At 70.4% G+C, this 15460-nt stretch carries 19 protein-coding genes; 11 read left to right on the forward strand and 8 right to left on the reverse strand.

The genetic code is table 11. The features are described 5' to 3' along the window. Both ACJ73U_RS22565 and ACJ73U_RS22570 read right to left on the reverse strand, forming a co-directional pair. The coding region (locus ACJ73U_RS22565) for an FAD-binding oxidoreductase (protein ID WP_407779674.1) at positions 1-344 on the reverse strand (344 nt) is incomplete at its 3' end. Between the two features lie 11 nt (positions 345-355). Next, positions 356-1189 (reverse strand): SDR family oxidoreductase, encoded by an 834-nt coding sequence (locus ACJ73U_RS22570; RefSeq protein WP_407779675.1) that lies wholly within the window; start codon positions 1187-1189, stop codon positions 356-358. Between the two features lie 107 nt (positions 1190-1296). Here ACJ73U_RS22570 and ACJ73U_RS22575 point away from each other — a divergent pair, with 107 nt between their 5' ends. The 5 genes from ACJ73U_RS22575 (at position 1297) to ACJ73U_RS22595 (ending at position 4660) form a co-directional block, all read left to right on the forward strand. Further along, entirely contained in the window at positions 1297-1605 is a 309-nt protein-coding gene (locus ACJ73U_RS22575) for a winged helix-turn-helix transcriptional regulator (RefSeq protein ID WP_407779691.1), read from the forward strand. A 23-nt stretch (positions 1606-1628) separates the two neighbouring features. Continuing rightward, positions 1629-2174: a hypothetical protein gene (locus ACJ73U_RS22580; RefSeq protein ID WP_407779676.1), complete on the forward strand. Its 546-nt coding sequence runs from the start codon at positions 1629-1631 to the stop codon at positions 2172-2174. Between the two features lie 65 nt (positions 2175-2239). Further along, positions 2240-3010: a YcnI family protein gene (locus ACJ73U_RS22585; RefSeq protein WP_407779677.1), complete on the forward strand. Its 771-nt coding sequence runs from the start codon at positions 2240-2242 to the stop codon at positions 3008-3010. Positions 3011-3098: 88 nt separating this feature from the next. Beyond that, the gene (locus ACJ73U_RS22590) at positions 3099-3638 is read left to right on the forward strand and encodes a copper resistance protein CopC (RefSeq protein WP_407779678.1); all 540 of its coding nucleotides are present in this window, start codon (positions 3099-3101) and stop codon (positions 3636-3638) included. Beyond that, positions 3635-4660, forward strand: coding sequence for a copper resistance D family protein (locus tag ACJ73U_RS22595; protein WP_407779679.1), 1026 nt, complete (start codon positions 3635-3637; stop codon positions 4658-4660). Before ACJ73U_RS22590 ends, ACJ73U_RS22595 begins: the two co-directional genes overlap by 4 nt. Positions 4661-4809: 149 nt before the next feature. Here the strand turns inward: ACJ73U_RS22595 and ACJ73U_RS22600 are convergent, their stop codons facing one another. The 3 genes from ACJ73U_RS22600 to ACJ73U_RS22610 form a co-directional block, all read right to left on the reverse strand. Then, positions 4810-5112 (reverse strand): hypothetical protein, encoded by a 303-nt coding sequence (locus ACJ73U_RS22600; RefSeq protein WP_407779680.1) that lies wholly within the window; start codon positions 5110-5112, stop codon positions 4810-4812. A gap of 199 nt (positions 5113-5311) precedes the next feature. Next, positions 5312-6253: an aminoglycoside phosphotransferase family protein gene (locus tag ACJ73U_RS22605; protein WP_407779681.1), complete on the reverse strand. Its 942-nt coding sequence runs from the start codon at positions 6251-6253 to the stop codon at positions 5312-5314. Positions 6254-6263: 10 nt separating this feature from the next. Continuing rightward, positions 6264-7646, reverse strand: a complete 1383-nt coding sequence (locus ACJ73U_RS22610) for a helix-turn-helix domain-containing protein (RefSeq protein WP_407779682.1) — start codon at positions 7644-7646, stop codon at positions 6264-6266. Between the two features lie 177 nt (positions 7647-7823). On the opposite strand from ACJ73U_RS22610, the gene ACJ73U_RS22615 reads away from it, so the two are divergent. From ACJ73U_RS22615 to ACJ73U_RS22625, 3 genes are all read left to right on the forward strand, one after another. Continuing rightward, positions 7824-8129 carry a hypothetical protein gene (locus ACJ73U_RS22615; RefSeq protein WP_407779683.1) on the forward strand — a complete coding sequence of 102 codons (306 nt, stop codon included), beginning with the start codon at positions 7824-7826 and terminating at the stop codon, positions 8127-8129. Positions 8130-8142: 13 nt separating this feature from the next. Continuing rightward, positions 8143-8496, forward strand: coding sequence for a hypothetical protein (locus tag ACJ73U_RS22620; protein ID WP_407779684.1), 354 nt, complete (start codon positions 8143-8145; stop codon positions 8494-8496). Between the two features lie 576 nt (positions 8497-9072). After that, entirely contained in the window at positions 9073-9618 is a 546-nt protein-coding gene (locus ACJ73U_RS22625) for a TetR/AcrR family transcriptional regulator (protein WP_407779692.1), read from the forward strand. Here the strand turns inward: ACJ73U_RS22625 and ACJ73U_RS22630 are convergent. Then, positions 9615-10835, reverse strand: a complete 1221-nt coding sequence (locus ACJ73U_RS22630) for an amino acid deaminase/aldolase (protein WP_407779685.1) — start codon at positions 10833-10835, stop codon at positions 9615-9617. The two genes, ACJ73U_RS22625 and ACJ73U_RS22630, sit on opposite strands and share 4 nt — an antisense overlap. 124 nt (positions 10836-10959) lie before the next feature. Between ACJ73U_RS22630 and ACJ73U_RS22635 the strand changes: the two genes are divergently transcribed. From ACJ73U_RS22635 to ACJ73U_RS22645, 3 genes are read left to right on the forward strand one after another with little or no spacing between them, the layout of a single operon-like run. After that, positions 10960-11541, forward strand: coding sequence for a TetR/AcrR family transcriptional regulator (locus ACJ73U_RS22635; protein ID WP_407779686.1), 582 nt, complete (start codon positions 10960-10962; stop codon positions 11539-11541). Further along, entirely contained in the window at positions 11538-12347 is an 810-nt protein-coding gene (locus ACJ73U_RS22640) for an SDR family NAD(P)-dependent oxidoreductase (protein WP_407779687.1), read from the forward strand. The genes ACJ73U_RS22635 and ACJ73U_RS22640 overlap by 4 nt, the downstream gene beginning before the upstream one ends. Before the next feature lie 48 nt (positions 12348-12395). Next, positions 12396-13709: a D-arabinono-1,4-lactone oxidase gene (locus tag ACJ73U_RS22645; RefSeq protein WP_407779688.1), complete on the forward strand. Its 1314-nt coding sequence runs from the start codon at positions 12396-12398 to the stop codon at positions 13707-13709. Here ACJ73U_RS22645 and ACJ73U_RS22650 read toward each other — a convergent pair. Both ACJ73U_RS22650 and ACJ73U_RS22655 read right to left on the reverse strand, forming a co-directional pair. Continuing rightward, positions 13698-14348: an NAD(P)H-binding protein gene (locus ACJ73U_RS22650; protein WP_407779689.1), complete on the reverse strand. Its 651-nt coding sequence runs from the start codon at positions 14346-14348 to the stop codon at positions 13698-13700. The genes ACJ73U_RS22645 and ACJ73U_RS22650 overlap by 12 nt on opposite strands. Further along, positions 14345-14911, reverse strand: coding sequence for a hypothetical protein (locus ACJ73U_RS22655; RefSeq protein WP_407779690.1), 567 nt, complete (start codon positions 14909-14911; stop codon positions 14345-14347). Before ACJ73U_RS22655 ends, ACJ73U_RS22650 begins: the two co-directional genes overlap by 4 nt. Between the last annotated feature and the right edge of the window lie 549 nt (positions 14912-15460).

Raw genomic sequence — 15460 nt, forward strand, 5'->3', positions numbered from 1 at the left:
GCGGCGGCGGCCTTCAGGTCGTCGAGCACGACACCCGGCTCCACCCAGGCGGTCCGCGTCGCCGGGTCGATCGCCATGCGGTTCAGGCGGGTGAGGTCCAGCACGAGCCCGCCGCCGGTCGAGTTGCCGGCGAGGCTGGTGCCGCCGCCGCGGGGCACGACCGGAACGTCGAACTCACGGGCGGCGGCCACCGCGGCGACCACGTCGTTGACGCTCGCCGGCCGGACCACCCCGACCGGCACCTGCCGGTAGTTGGAGGCGTCCATGGTGAACAGCGCTCTGGTGCCGGCGTCGAAGCTGACGTCACCGGACACCGTCTCGACCAACCTGCGCTGGAGATCCACGACCTCCGATGCTACGACGCGAGGATCTCCTCGATCGCGACGCTCACCGGGGTCGTCGGGCGGCCGATCAGCTTCCGGAGCGTCCCCGGCGTGTGTCCGAGCGTGCCGGCGGCGATGTTGGCGTCGATGGCGGCGACGAACCCGGCGGCCTCCGGCGGGGTGCCCTGCTCGACCAGGTACTGCTGGAACTGCTCGACCGACAGGTTCCGGTAGGTGACCGGCCGGTCCGCGACCTTCGCGATCTCGTCGGCCAGCTCCGCGAACGTCCACGCGGTGTCGCCGGTCAGCTCGTAGACCTGGTTCTCGTGGCCGGGCTGGGTGAGCACGGCCACGGCGGCGTCCGCGAAGTCCCTGCGCGCGGCCGAGGCGAGCCGCCCGTCCCCGGCGGCGCCGACGATCTCACCGGTCTCGGCGGCGGCCTTGATCTTGTCGACGTAGTTCTCGTGGTACCAGCCGTTGCGCAGGAAGGTGTACGGGAGACCGCTGGCGCGGATGGCCTCCTCGGTGGCCTTGTGCTCCGGCGCGAGCACCAGCTCGGTCGTGTCCGCGTAGGGGGCGCTGGTGTAGACGAGGTGCTGGACGCCGGCCTGCTTGGCGGCCTCGACCACGGCGGAGTGCTGCGCCACCCGCCGGCCCACCTCGCTGCCCGAGATCAGCAGGACCTTCGAGGCGCCCTGGAGCGCCGGCGCCAGCGTCTCCGGCCGGTTGTAGTCCAGCTCCCGCACCTCGACACCCAGGTCAGCGGCCGTGTTGCGGGCGCCGGCGGCGAACTTGACGCCCTGCTTGCGCAGCCCCTCGACCACGAGGCGGCCCAGCTGTCCGGTGGCCCCTGTGACGACGATCATGTGACACTCTCCTTTGGTAAGTACTTACCCTCAGTAAGTACTACCATAGCAATGTGGACGAGTTGGTGTTCGATGTCTTCGCGCGGAACTGCACCTCTCGCGAGACGATGGAACACGTCACGGGTCGATGGGGCGCCCTGGCGATGGTCGCGCTGCTGGACGGCACGACGAGGTTCAACGCGTTGCGGCGGCGGGTGGACGGCATCAGCGAGAAGATGCTGAGCCAGACGCTGCACGCCCTGGAGCGGGACGGCCTGGTGCTCCGCGAGGCCAAGCCCACGATCCCCCCGCACGTGGAGTACAGCCTGACCCCGCTCGGCCGGGATGTGGCCGGCAAGCTGCTGGACTTCATCCAGCTCCTCGAGTCCCGCATGCCCGAGGTCATGACGGCCAGGGAGGAGTACGACGCCCGTTGACCGGCGCCCTACTCTTGTGTGGCGTGAGCGGTGGACGAGCGAGGACCGGGAACGCCCGTGGCGTTCGCGCGTTCCTGCTCGCCGGCTCGTCGGCCGCGCTGGCCGTCGCCGCGCACGGGCTCGCCGGCGGCGCCGTCGCCGACTCCGGGTTCACCGTCGGGCTCGCCACGCTGCTCGCCTGGGGCGGCACGTCGCTCGCTCGCCGGGGCGGCATCCCCGCGCTCGTCGCCGTGCTCGGGACCACACAGCTGTGCCAGCACGTGCTGCTCACCGACATCGCGAGCGCGCACGGCAAGGCGCCGGCCGTCTTCAACGGCTGGACCATGTTCGGCGCGCACGCGGTGGCCACCGTGCTCACCGCCGTGCTGCTGACCAGGGCCGGCGGCGCGCTCACCGCGATCGGCGCCGCGCTCGCCTGGCTGCTCGGCCGCCTGCGCACGCTCGTCGCCGGGCCGGTCCCCCCGCGGCCGGTGCCCGTCGGGACGTCGCTGCCCGCACGCCCCGGCGCGCTCCTCGAGGTCCTGCTGCGGCAGGTCTGCGCCCGCCGCGGCCCGCCCGTCCACTCCTGAGAAGACACCCCGGCCAGGCGCGTGGCGCCTGGTCAAGTCCCCCCTACTCAGGAGTGAACACACGCATGTCCATCAAGCGCTTCGTCGCGCGTGCCGGCGTCGTGACCATCGCCGCCGGCGTGGCCACCATGCTCGGCACCGGGCTCGCCTCCGCACACGTCACCGCCAACGTGCTCGGCGAGACGGCCGCCAAGGGCGGCTACTCGAAGATCACCTTCCGCGTGCCGAACGAGGACGAGACCGCCGGCACCGTCAAGCTGGAGGTCAGGTTCCCCGCCGACCACCCCCTCGCCGGCGCGCGGACCAAGCCCATGCCGGGCTGGACCGGGCAGGTCAACATGGTCGCCCTCGACAAGCCGATCAAGATCAACAACGCCGAGGTCAAGGAGGCCGTCGGCTCGGTCGTCTGGACGGCGGCACCGGGCACCCGGATCGGCCCCGGTGAGTTCCAGGAGTTCGAGCTGTCCGTCGGGCCGCTGCCGGACAACACCGACGAGCTGGTCATGCCGGCCGTCCAGACCTACGACAACAACGAGGTCGTGTCCTGGGACGAGCCCATGAAGGACGGCGCGGAGGAGCCGGAGCACCCCGCGCCCGAGATCGCCCTGGCGGCGGCCGGCGAAGGTGACCACCACGGTGGCACGCCGACGGCCGACACCGGCAGCGAGAACGTGGCCGCGACCTCGACGACCGCGGCCGCCGACTCCACCGACGACACCGCGCGCTGGCTGGGCGGCATCGGCCTGGTGCTCGGCGCGCTCGGCGTCGGCTTCGGGGTCGGGGCCACCGTGCGGTCCCGCCGCACGGCGACGGTGAAGCGGAGCGACCAGTCATGAGCGGAGCTTGCGGAGCCAATCACCGGCGCCCAGGACGCTACCTCGGCCGAGGAGGGCGCCGGAGGAGCGGAGCGGTCGTGGTCGCGTCATGAGGAGGCTGCTTGCCGTCCTGGCGCTGACGGGGCTGGGGTTGTTCGCCCTGGCCGCGCCCGCGTCGGCGCACAACACGCTGATCAGCAGCAACCCCACCCAGGATGCGTCGCTCGAAGCCGGTCCCGGCACGGTCGTGCTCACGTTCGACCTGCCGATCCAGGAGGGCACGGGGCTCAACACCGTCGCCGTGACGGGGCCGGACGGCAAGCAGTGGCAGGGCGGGCCGGCGACGGTCGACAGCAACGTCGTCTCGACGCCGGTCCGTGAGCTCGGTCCGAAGGGCGTCTACACGGTCGGCTACCGGATCGTGTCGGCCGACGGCCACCCCGTCTCCGGGAAGGTGACGTTCACGCTCACCAAGGCCGGCAACGGCACGCCGGCGCCGGCCAACGCCGACGTCGGCACGGTGCCGGGCACGGAGAGCGGCGGCCCGGACGGCGGCGTGCCCATCTGGGTGTGGCTCGTCGGCGCGGCCGTGCTGCTCGTCGCCGGGCTGTTCGTGGCCCTGCGCACCGGCGGTAAGCAGCCCGAATGACCCAGGTCCGGACCACCGCGCTGCACCGGCTGCCCCTGGTGGCCGCCGCGGTCGTGACCGCACTGGCCGCCGTGATGGTCGGCCTCGTGCTCACGCCCGTGGCGGTCATCCCCGGGGTGCCGGCGCCGGGCGCGGTGGTCCGGTACGGGTTGCCGGTCGCGCGAGTGCTGTTCGACCTGTCGGCCGTGGCGACCGTCGGGTTGAACCTGCTGCCGTTCCTCGTCGGGCCGGACCGGCCGAAGGCGGCGGAACCGCTGCTGGCGGGTGCCCGCCGGGCCGCCGCGTTCAGCGCGCTGGCACTGGCGGTGTGCGCGGTGCTGGCGCTCGTGCTGCAGACCGCGGAGCTGCTGCCCGGGGAGGAAGCGGGTATCTCCCCGGCCGCGGTGCTGGACTACGTGCGGACGGTCAGCGCGGGCAAGGCGCTGGTGTTCGTCGCCGCGGTCGCGGTCGTGTCGTTCGTGCTGTCCATCTGGGCGGTGCGCGCCGGCGACGCGGTGCCCGCCGAGCTGCGGGCCGCGGTCGCGTTGTTCGCGTTGCTGCCGCTGCCGGTCACCGGCCACGCCACGGACTGGCGCTGGCAGGACTACGCGATGATCTCGATGGAGCTGCACGTCCTCGCCGCGGCCGTGTGGACCGGCGGGCTCGGCGCGGTGGTGGTCGCGCTGGCCGCGAACCGGACGTTGCTGGCCACCGCCCTGCCGCGGTTCTCGGTGCTCGCCACCGTGTGCCTGTGCGTGGTCGCGGCCACCGGCCTGTTCAACGCGGTGGTGGAGCTGGGGTCGGTGCCCGGGCGGAACCTGTTCGACGTCCTCTTCGGCAGCGGCTACGGCACGCTCGTCATCCTCAAGCTGGTCTGCTTCGCCATGCTCGCCGGCCTGGGCGGCAACATCCGGTGGCGGCTGCTGCCCGGCATCGTGCGCCACCGGCGGACCGCGCTCATCGGCTGGGCGGCGCTGGAGCTCGCGGTCATGGGCGCGGCCTTCGGGTTCGCCGTCGTCCTCACCCGTACGCCGGTTGGCTAGCTTTGGTTGCTCTACTTCCTCGATTCAGCACCCGATTCAGTGAGACCGAACGGTGAGCGGCGGATCAGTGACCGTTCGTCCGCCGAACACAGATGTGGCTGCTGTCACAGCTGTCCGTAATACGCCTGAAATCGGACAACGCCGAGTGGTCAGTCCCGCTCGGTGAACTGCGTCAACGACAGGGGCGAGCGGCGGCGGATGTGGGAGAGGCGTCGCATGGTCTGGTTACCCCGCCGCTCGAGCTCCCGACGGCTGATCCAGCCTTCGGCGTGGTGGCGGTAGGCCTGCGACAGCAGCACCAGCTCGGCCAGGAAGTCCGCTGCCCGTGTCCGGCTACCGCCCTCGGGGAGGCGGGCGACGAGCGGCAGTTGGTTCTCGACCACCTGGTCGAGGATCCGCGCGGAGTCGAGCGCGCGTCGCGCGCTCTTCGAGTGTCTGACCACCCTAGCCACTGGGAAGGCACCTCGTTCGTGAAGCGGACGTAGGCTAGTTCCACTCAGCGTAGCGTGATTCGCGCGGACAGCTACCCTAAAAAGCCCTCCGAAAGTATGAAAGTTCCGAAGAGCGGCCACGACATGCGAATACTTCAGCGCAAGCACGATCAGGTGCCGATTTCCCGCGACTGAGCGTTACGGGGCTGGGCCGAACAGGTCAGGTGTAGCGGGCCCAGCGGGCCGAGGTGTTGCCAGAACGTACATCCGCCATGCGCCTGAGCAGCTGGGCCCGGACCTCCGGCCGGCTGCCGATGATGGGCAGGACGCTGGTGATCAGCTTCAGCTCCCGGACCGCCCGCAGCACCGCGAAGCCCGACCAGCGGGTCACGTCCATGCCGTACGTGCGGACCAGCTCGCGGTAGCGGCCGGCCGGCTCACCGAACCGCACCACGCCCACGGCCAGCGGTGTCAGGTCCCACTCCGGCGGCCCGTAGCTGGACGAGTCGAAGTCGCAGAGCACCGGACCGGCCGGGCTGGGGATGAGGTTGCCCAGGTGGGCGTCGCCGTGGACCAGCGACGGCGCGGACGGGAACTCCAGCCGGGACAGCTGGTCGGCCACCTCGTCGTAGCGGTCCTGGAGGAATGCGAGGTCGGCCGCGTCCAGGCCGTTGTCGAGGCCGCTGGCCTCGCCGATCCGCGCCTGGACGTCGTTGAGCGGTCGCCAGGTCGGCAGCCACGGTCCCGGCTGCGGGAGGTCGTGGATCCGGCGCAGCAGCTTGCCGAGGTCGCGGCCGCGCGTGCGCTTGCCGCCCGCCGCGACCGCCTCCCAGAGCGTGGCCACGTAGCCGTCGTACTGGACGGGCTGGGGGACGCCCGGCAGCAGGCGGACCGCCGGCACGTCGTGCTCGGCCAGCCAGGTGGCCACGTGGACGACCTTCTCGACCCGGTGCCGCAGGGCCGTCGAGGCGCCGATGCGGACGATCACAGGCGCGCTGGCCAGCTGGAACACGGCGTTGGCCGTGCACTTGATGAGGGTGGCGCCGGTCGGGTCGAGACCGGCGGTGGCGCACACCCCCGCCAGCGCCTCGGTGAGACGCTCACCGGAGAACGGCCCCGGGGCCGGGGCCGTGTCCGCCCCCGAGGTCGGCAACACGGTCACGACAGCCCCGTCAGACCGCTTGGTTGGACTCGTTGAACGTGCCGATGAGGTCCGCCAGGTCGCGGGCGTCCGCGAAGTTGCGGCGCTTGTCCGCCTCCTCGCGCAGCGGCTCCAACCGGTCGCGCACACGCTTCGACTTGAGGTGCTGGGCCAGGTCGACGGCCTGCACACCCACCTTGGCCCCGTGGTCGATGTCCCCGTCGAGCAGGTGGTTGGTCGCCAGCGAGGACAGGTTGAACGCCTTGTTGCGGGCCACCTCGTCGCCGTAGGAGTCGATCGCCCTGGTCAGCGCCGGGATGGCGTACTTCGTGTGCTTCGTGTCGACCTTCTGCGCGAGCACGGTGTGCACGGTGCCGATCATCGAGTAGACGTCGTCCTCGTTGAAGAACTTGACCCAGTCGGCGGCATCGCCGTGGTTCGCGCGGGTGAACTCGTCGCGGGTCCGGCCGATGAGCTTCATCGTCTGCTCCTCGTGGCCCATCATCGCGTAGGCCCACGCCTGGTTGGCGCAGATGACCGCGACGGCCAGCTCGGAGCCGGACTGCTGGGCGGCGATCTGCCCCAGCTGGAACATCTTCAGCGCGTCGTCCGGGGCTTCCTTGTGCAGGTAGACCCGGCCCATCCGGTACAGGATGTTCGCGACCAGCTCGTCCGACTCCCCCGCCTTCGCCAGCTCCAGCGCGCGGCCGAAGTGGTTGCGGGCGGAGTCGATGAGACCGACGTCGAACGACGTCCATCCCGCGAGGTTGTGCAGGTCGGCGAGCGCGATGTGCAGCCTCTTCTTGACCACCTCCGTGCCCGACGAGTTGAGCATCTGCTGTCCCCAGGACAGCTGCGCGACCACAGCGTCCCGGCAGAACCCGCCCCCGTACTGGTAGTCCAGCGAGCGGAGCGCGCGCGTCGCGGCCTCCACCTGCCGGACATCGGTCATCCCGATCCGGCCGGGCGCCGGTGTCAACACCGGGTTGGACACCCACGATCCCGAGTCCGCGCCGAGCACATGCGCACCGACCGCTACCGCGGCAGCGTGCGCAAGGAACTTCCGACGCTTCACGTTCTCCGGCTCCTCAGCCTCCGGGGCCTCCTCCGACTTGGCGACCCTGGCGGCCGTGACTTCGTCGTATGCGAGGCCCATGTATCCCCTTGGGACACCCAGGCCGTCGGCTATCCGCAGGAGGACGTCGTAGGCCATGACCTGACGACCCTTGAGGATCTCCGACACCTCGGACTGTGACTGACCGGTCATCGCGGCTATCTGCCGTTGGGACACGCCCTTGCGCCGGAGCAGCTTGTAGATCGTGCTGACCTCTCGCTGCGCGAGCGCGCTCCGCATTTCTGGGTCTTCCCACGCCTCCGGCGTCACAGAAGAGCTGCCAGACCCGATGGAGTTCATTCCGCCCCCTCACAGTCCGCTGGGCGTCAGCCGAAGACTAAGCGCACTTCACACGCCCCTAAAAGTCCAGATCGGTGAACCTGATCGGTCCTACCGAACTTTCCCGACCGCTCACCGTGGAATGGTCGCCGATCGGCGCTCTTGGGGACCAATCTGTGTCTCAAACCACCAATGTAGTTGGTTGTAAGCGTACGAGCACGGAGGGAAGCCGAGACTGTGGAACTCGTCAGCACGGCGCCACCGAGCCCTGTAACTGAGGACGCGGAGCAGCGCCGCGAGTTGCACGGCTCTTCCCTCGGAAGACAGGTCTGGCGCATCAACTGCGGTGACGTGGTCAACCGTGAACGGTGCCTCACCGTGCTCGTCGAACGGAATCGGGTGGTCCTGGTAGGGCCGCCGGGCGAAACCGCGGTGCTGAACGCCGGCCAGTTGGGCCAGCTTCGCGTCGCGCTTCGTGAGGCCGCCGAGCAGGCGGAAAGGTAGCGGTGACGTTTCGATGGACGAGATCCTCGGACAGGTGCTCCGCAACGCGGTCTGGGAGCGGCTGGACATGCTCGCCGAGCTCGCCAACCGCGCGGACGCGCCCTCTCTGCTGTCCGTGGCACGTTCCGAACTTCCCAGGCTGACCGAGGGCTGGCGGGCGATGCTCGCGGCCCACGAGCCGGACGAGAAGGGAAACTGCCCCGCGTGCTCGTCGCGGTGGCGGCAACAGAAGGCGCCTTGCTCTGTGTGGCAGGCGGCCTACGAGCACCTGGTTGCCGGCGGACTGGCGCCGACGACGCAGCCCGCCCGTCACGCGACCCGCACACGCGTGACGCACACCGGCCGGTTGGCCACGGGCACCAGGTGAAGAGATGAGGCAGTTCCTCGCCCGTCGCGACCCCGCGCGGTGTGTGGCCGGAGGAACAGCCCACTGGACCGGCGGTCGGTGGTCGTAAGCACCCCCGAGCATTACGAACACCGCCGCCGGTATCCAGCGAAGAAAACTCCATAGGACTCCGCGAACCGGTGCTGTTGTACTCCCCTCCCCCGACCAGCATCGGTTCGCGGCTCCACGAACGACGAGCGACCTGTGTCCGCGCCTGAACGCGGACCGGGTCGCTCGTCGTATGTCGGGAGGCCGAGCCCCCATGGTGCGGTCGGCTCCCGACCCGGCGGTCCGGCTCCATTCGACCCCGTGCCCCCGCCCTCACCCCTTCCGAACGATGGTCCGGACCGGACTATGTGGACGGTTGAACACGGTAAACAGCCGCTGACATGCAGTTCGTCTCGGTTACACAAGTTTCGTATACAAAATCTGGTGGTAGGAGCCGAGTTGGCCAGGCAGGATGGTGGTAGTGCATCCGCCGTAGGAGAACATGTGTCAACCCAGGTTCCGTTGCGAAAGCAACCAGTGCAGCAGCGCAGCGCCAAGCGCGTCGAGCAGATGCTCGAGGCGTGCGCCGCGCTCATCGACGAGCTGGGCTACGACGGCGTCACCACCACGCTGATCGCCGAGCGTGCCGGGGTCGCCGTCGGCTCGCTGTACCAGTTCTTCCCCGACAAGCGTGCCGTCGTGCAGGCCCTCACCAAGCGCCACCTCGACCACTTCACCAAGGAGATCGGGGAACGCCTCGACTGGCACCACCTCGAGCACTGGTGGGAGGGTGTCGACAAGATCATCGACATCTACGTCGAGATGTACCGGCAGATCCCGGGGTTCAGCCGGGTGCGCTTCGGCGACGTGATCGACCTGCGGTTCATCGAGGACGGCCGCGACAACAACACGGTCATCACCGAGCAGATCGCCCGGGTCATCGCCGGCAAGAACGACATCCCGGTCGACACCCTGTACAAGCAGATCACCGTGGCGTGCGACATCGGCGACGCCATCCTCGCGCTCGCGTTCCGACGCAAGCTCTTCCCCGAGGAGGAGATGATCGCCGAGGCCAAGCGCGTGGTCCGCGGCTACCTGTCCAGCCAGCTCGACTAGTAGAAGCACTGCCCTTCGCCGCGGTAGGTGGGCACGGTCTCGACCACGCGGTCGCCGCTGAGCACGTGGTACTCGGTGAACCGCTCGGCCAGCTCGCCCGCCTTCGTGTGCCGCAGCCAGACCCGGTCGCCCACCCGCAGGTCCTTGGCCGCGCGGCCGTTGACCGGGGTCTGCACCTCACCGGCGCCCTCGGTCCCGATCAGCGACAGGCCGGCCGGCAGGTACGGCGTCGGCGAGCGGTCCTTGCCGGGGATCCCGGACGCGATGAAGCCACCGGAGAACAGCGTGGCCGTGCGCCTCCTCGGCTTGCGCACCACCGGCAGCGCGAACAGGACCGCCGGCGCCGGCGTGAACCGCTGGTAGTTGTCGAACAGCGTCGGACCGATCAGCCCCGAGCCGGCCGCCACCTCGGTGACCGACGGGTCGAGCGCGGTCGTCTCGATGCTCCCGGTGCCGCCGCCGTTGACGAACTCCAGCTCACCGACCTTCCCGACCTCCCGCACGGCCGCCGTACGACGAACGGCCAGCTCCTGCGCCGAGTGGCCCTGCATCCACCGCAGCACCGCGCCGAGCAGCGGTTTGCCGGTGGGACGGTCGCCGAGACCGGCGATCTGGCCCTCGTAACCCATCAGCCCGACGAGCCGGAAGCCCGGCCGGTCGTGGATGGTCGTGGCCAGGTCGCGGACCTGCGCCGGGCTGAAGACCGGTGAGCGGCGGGTGCCGACGTGCGCGATGTCGCGGCCGAACACCGGCCGCCACGACACGTCCAGCTCCAGGCACACCCGGATCTCCGGGTGGTCGGCACCGAGCGCGGCGTCCACCAGGTCCAGGTGTGCCGCCGAGTCGACCATGATCGTGACCAGCCCGCGGGCGTGGTCGTCGGCCGCGAGCCGGCACAGTGCCGTGTGATCGACGGTCGGGTACGCCACCAGGATGTCGACGCGCGCGAGGTCCGTCCCGGCCCACCGACCGGCCAGCCACAGCGCCTCCGGCAGCGAGTAGGCCATGACACCCGCGAAGCCGTCCCGGCGCAGCACCCGCTCGAGCAGATACCGGCAGCGGACGGACTTGCTGGCGACGCGGATCGGCCGGCCGCCCGCCCGCCGCACGAGGTCCTCGGCGTTCCGGTCGAACGCGTCGAGGTCGACGACGGCGAGGGGGGCTTCGAGCTGCTTGGTGGCCGCGTCGAGGCGGGCACGCGACGTTTCGTCTGGCACGTGCCCAACCGTACGGCGTGTTCAAGCCAGCGACACCAGCCGCGCACCGCCGTCCGCCTCGAAGATCGCGTCGGTGAGTTGAGAATCGAGACGTCTCGGTTCGAAATAAGCTATCCTGGACGCGATGAGCGAGCACGAACCCGCGCGCCCCGGTCGCAAGCGCAGCGAGGAGAGCCGGACGGCGATCCTCAGGGCCGCCCTGGAGCTGACCGCTGAGCTCGGGTACGCCGGCCTGACCATCGACGGCATCGCCGCCCGGTCGGGGACAGGGAAGCAGACGATCTACCGCTGGTGGCAGTCGAAGGCCGACGTCCTGTTCGAGGCGGCGGCCGCCAAGGCCGACCTGTTCGTGCCGATCCCCGACGAGGGCGACCTCGCCACGGACCTGCGTGGCTTCCTGGTCGCGAGCTTCGCCGTGGGCGGCAGGAAGCCGCTCGCCGACGCGTTGCGGGCGCTCATGGCCCAGGCGCAGCTCGACGAGGACTTCCGGCAGCGCTTCTGGACGACCTTCCTGCACCGCCGCAGGGAGGCACTCCGCGTGGTCCTCGACCGCGCGGCCGCCCGCGGGGAGCTGCCGACGTCCGTGGCGATGGCGACGGACGTCGTGTTCGGCGTCATCTGGTACCGGCTGCTCACGGACCGACCACTCGACGACCAGCTGGCGGACGAGCTGGTCGCGCTGCTCTCCGGAAGGACATCCGCATGACCGTCTTCATCACCGGCGCGACCGACGGGCTCGGCCGGGCACTCGCCGAACGGCTCGCCGGCGACGGGCACCCGCTGATCCTGCACGGCCGGGACGCCGCCAAGCTCGCGGACACGGCCGCCGCCCTGCGTGGCGCGGAGGTGCACACGGTGCTCGCGGACCTCGCCGACCTCGGGCAGGTGCGCAAGCTCGCGAACGACGTGCGTGGCCTGACCGACCGGCTCGACGTGTTCGTCAGCAACGCCGGCATCGGCAGCGGGATGCCGGCCGGGCGCACGCGCATGACCAGCGCGGACGGCCACGAGCTGCGGTTCGCGGTCAACTACCTGGCGGGGTTCCTGCTGACGCTGGAGCTGCTGCCGTTGCTGCGTGCCTCGGCACCCGCCCGGATCGTCAACGTCGCCTCGCTCGGCCAGCACCCGCTGGACTTCACCGACCTGATGCTCGAACGCGGCTACAGCGGGGGCCGGGCGTACACGCAGAGCAAGCTCGCGCAGATCATGTCCGGCTTCGAGCTGGCCGCGCGGCTACCCGTGACCGAGGTGACCGTGAACAGCCTGCACCCGGGCACGTACATGCCCACGAAGATCGTGCTGCAGGAGATCGGCAGCACCATCGACACGCTGGAGACGGGCGTCGACGCCACCGCCCGGCTGGCCGTCGGTACGGACGTCGAGGGGGTCACCGGCCGGTTCTTCGACCGCACACGGGACGCGCGGGCCGACGAGCAGGCCTACGACGCGGCCGCGCGGCGCGAGCTGTGGCGGCGGAGCCTGGAGTTGGTCGACCACCCCGACATCGACTGAGGGGACCTGCGAAAATCTGGTCCTCGCGAGTGATACCCGGGAGTAACCATGGCTGTGGAGACCGGACCGACGACGTCGTGGCGGAACTGGGCGGGCACCGAGGCGGCGGTCGCCACCGAGGTGGTGCGGCCCCGGGACCTCGACGAGCTGTCCACGGCCGTGGCGGACGCCCGGCGGACCGTGCGGGCACGCGGGAGCGGCCACTCGTTCACGGCCGTCGGCGCCGCCCACGACCGGGCGATCGACCTCTCCGCGTGGACCGGCGTCGTGTCGGCCGACCCGGACACCGACCTGGTGACCGTGCGGTCGGGCACCACTCTGCACGCGCTGAACGCCGAGCTGGACCGCCTCGGCCGCGCGATGACCAACCTCGGGGACATCGACGCGCAAACGATTGCGGGCGCCATCTCGACCGGCACGCACGGCACGGGCACGAAGTTCGGCGGCATCTCGACACAGGTCGCGGCGTTCGACCTGGTCCTCGCCGACGGCTCGGTGGTCAGCTGCTCGCCGGACGAGCGGCCGGACCTGTTCGCCGCCGGCCGGGTGGGGCTCGGCGCGTTCGGGGTGCTCTCGACGGTGACGCTGCGGACCGAACCGTCGTTCGTGCTGCACGCCGAGGAACGCCCGGAACCGATCGACGACGTGCTGGCGGCACTTGACGACAATTGCGCGAACAACGACCACTTCGAGTTCTACTGGTTCCCGTACGGCCGCAACGCGCTGACCAAGCGAAACAACCGGTTGCCGGCCGGCACGCGGCCCGAGCCGCTGTCCCGGACCCGACAGTTCGTCGAGTACCAGCTGATGGAAAACCTGGCATTTGGCGCCGTTTGTCGCGTGGGAAGGGCCGTTCGTCCGCTCGTACGACCGCTCAACCGCTTGTCGGCCGCCCTGCTGTCAGCCCGGGCGTATTCGGACGTGTCGCACCGGGTCTTCGTGACCAACCGGAACGTGCGGTTCGTGGAGTCGGAGTACGCGGTACCCCGCGAGTCGCTCCCCGAGGTGCTCGGTGAGCTGCGCCGACGGGTGCCCCGGCTGGCGCACCCGGTGATGTTCCCGGTCGAGATCCGGGTGGCCGCGGGCGACGACATCTGGCTGTCGACGGCCTACGAGCGGGACTCGGCGTACATCGCCATCCACCAGTACGTGGGGATGCCGTACCAGGAGTACTTCGCCCTGTTCGAGTCGATCGCGAACGCGGTCGGCGGCCGCCCGCACTGGGGGAAGATGCACTCGCTCGACGCGGAGGTGCTGCGGGAGCGCTACCCGCGGTTCGACGACTTCACCGCGCTGCGTGCGGAGCTGGACCCGGCCGGGAAGTTCCTGAACCCGTACCTGTCGCGCGTCCTAGGCGCCTAGCGCCTCGTCCACCGGGGTGTCGCCGCCGACCAGCTCGTAGATGTGGCCGGCGGTCTCCGGGCGGTCGAGGAGCAGGGCGAGCACGGCGGCCACGTCGTCCCGGGGGACCACGCCACCTCCGACGTGCTCGGCGAGGTTGACCTTGCCGGTGCCGGGGTCGTCGGTCAGCAGGCCGGGCCGCAGGATCGTCCAGTCGAGCCCGTCCCGGCCCATGACGTCCTCGTCGGCGGCGGCCTTGGCCCGCAGGTACGCGGCGAACACGGAGTCGACGTCGGGATCGTCGGCCCGATCCAACCCCATGGCGCTGACCTGCACGAACCGGCGCACGCCGACCTTCTCGGCGGCGTCGGCGAGGAGCACGGAAGCGGCCCGGTCGACGGTGTCCTTGCGTGCCGCGCCACTGCCGGCGCCCGCGCCGGCCGCGAAGACGACCGCGTCGGAACCCGTCAGGGCACCCGCCACGTCGTCGACGGTGGCCTGCTCGAGGTCGAGCACGACGGCCTCACCACCGGCGTCCTGGACGTCGTCGACGTGGTCGGGATTCCGCACGAGGCCGACGACGACGTCGTCCCGCTCGGCGAGCACCCTGGTCAACCGAAGGGCGATCTTCCCGTGCCCGCCCGCGATGACAACCTTCACGCGGCGGCGAGGATCTGCTCGTAGGCCAGCTCGTTCAGCCACCGGTGGGTGCCGTCGACGTCGGCGGGCGCCCGGTCAGCGCGTCCGGGCAGGTCCATCCGCACCTCGGGTCCCGGCGAGGCCGACGCGATGGCGACGCCGTACGCGCGGGCCCTGGGCAGGCAGTTCACGAGGTAGTCGTTGGTGATCACGACCGACATGGGCAGAACCATGGCGGCGTCGCAGTACCGCAGGAACGGCACCGCGTTGATCAGCCCGGTCCGCCAGTGGCGAGCGACGGCGAGCGCGCCGACGATCCGCACGGCAGGAGCCGGCACGCGGCCGGTGAACTCCGGCCAGACCCAGGTGGCGACGGTCGCCCGGTCGACCTCGGGCGCCTGCCCGAGGCAGATCCGCTCGGCGTGCGCGTCGGCCATGAGCTGGGCGACGAGGCAGATCCGCCGACCGAGCAACTTCATCTCGGGAAGCACGATTCCCTGCCACCCGAGGTCCCGCGCCGCGGCGGCCGCGAGCTCGCCGACCTTGGCGGGAAGCTCGACGGGAGGAACGAGCGGCGATGGCACCGCCGTCAGGTTGTGCGAAACCGCCGTACGTCCTGGTATGCCCGTCACGAACCCAGCCCTCTCCGGTACCGCCGCGACAACTGACGTGCCATCCCCTGCCAGCCGCGACGTTTTTCGTTACATGACTGGATTACCAGCCCGAAGCCCAACAAACGCAGACGAAACCCACCCCCCTGCGACCGGCGGCACACACCTGTCGGTGACCGGTCGACGGGCGGCAATGAGACTTCGGCCCGACGGTGCCGCCGTCCGGGTGAGTCCGCCGCCGACCGGCTGAACAAGGAACAACACGTTCCGTGTCGATCATCCCCGCAGCTCAGCAACTCCCACCCCGACAACTGCCACCCAAGAAGTGACAAACCCAACAGAAGCCCAAGGCAGGAAGAGGCCACCAAGAGAAAGAGACACTCAAAGCCACGACCAAGAACCACAGAACCTAGACACCCGTAAAGTGACGAAAACAACCAACAAACACAAACACCACCCCCACAAACCCCAGTCCAAAAAGCCCCCCACACCCCCACAGCCCCCACCAAAGAGCGCACCCCC

It is taken from the genome of Actinophytocola sp. (genome assembly GCF_045807065.1).
Taxonomy (GTDB): domain Bacteria; phylum Actinomycetota; class Actinomycetes; order Mycobacteriales; family Pseudonocardiaceae; genus Actinophytocola.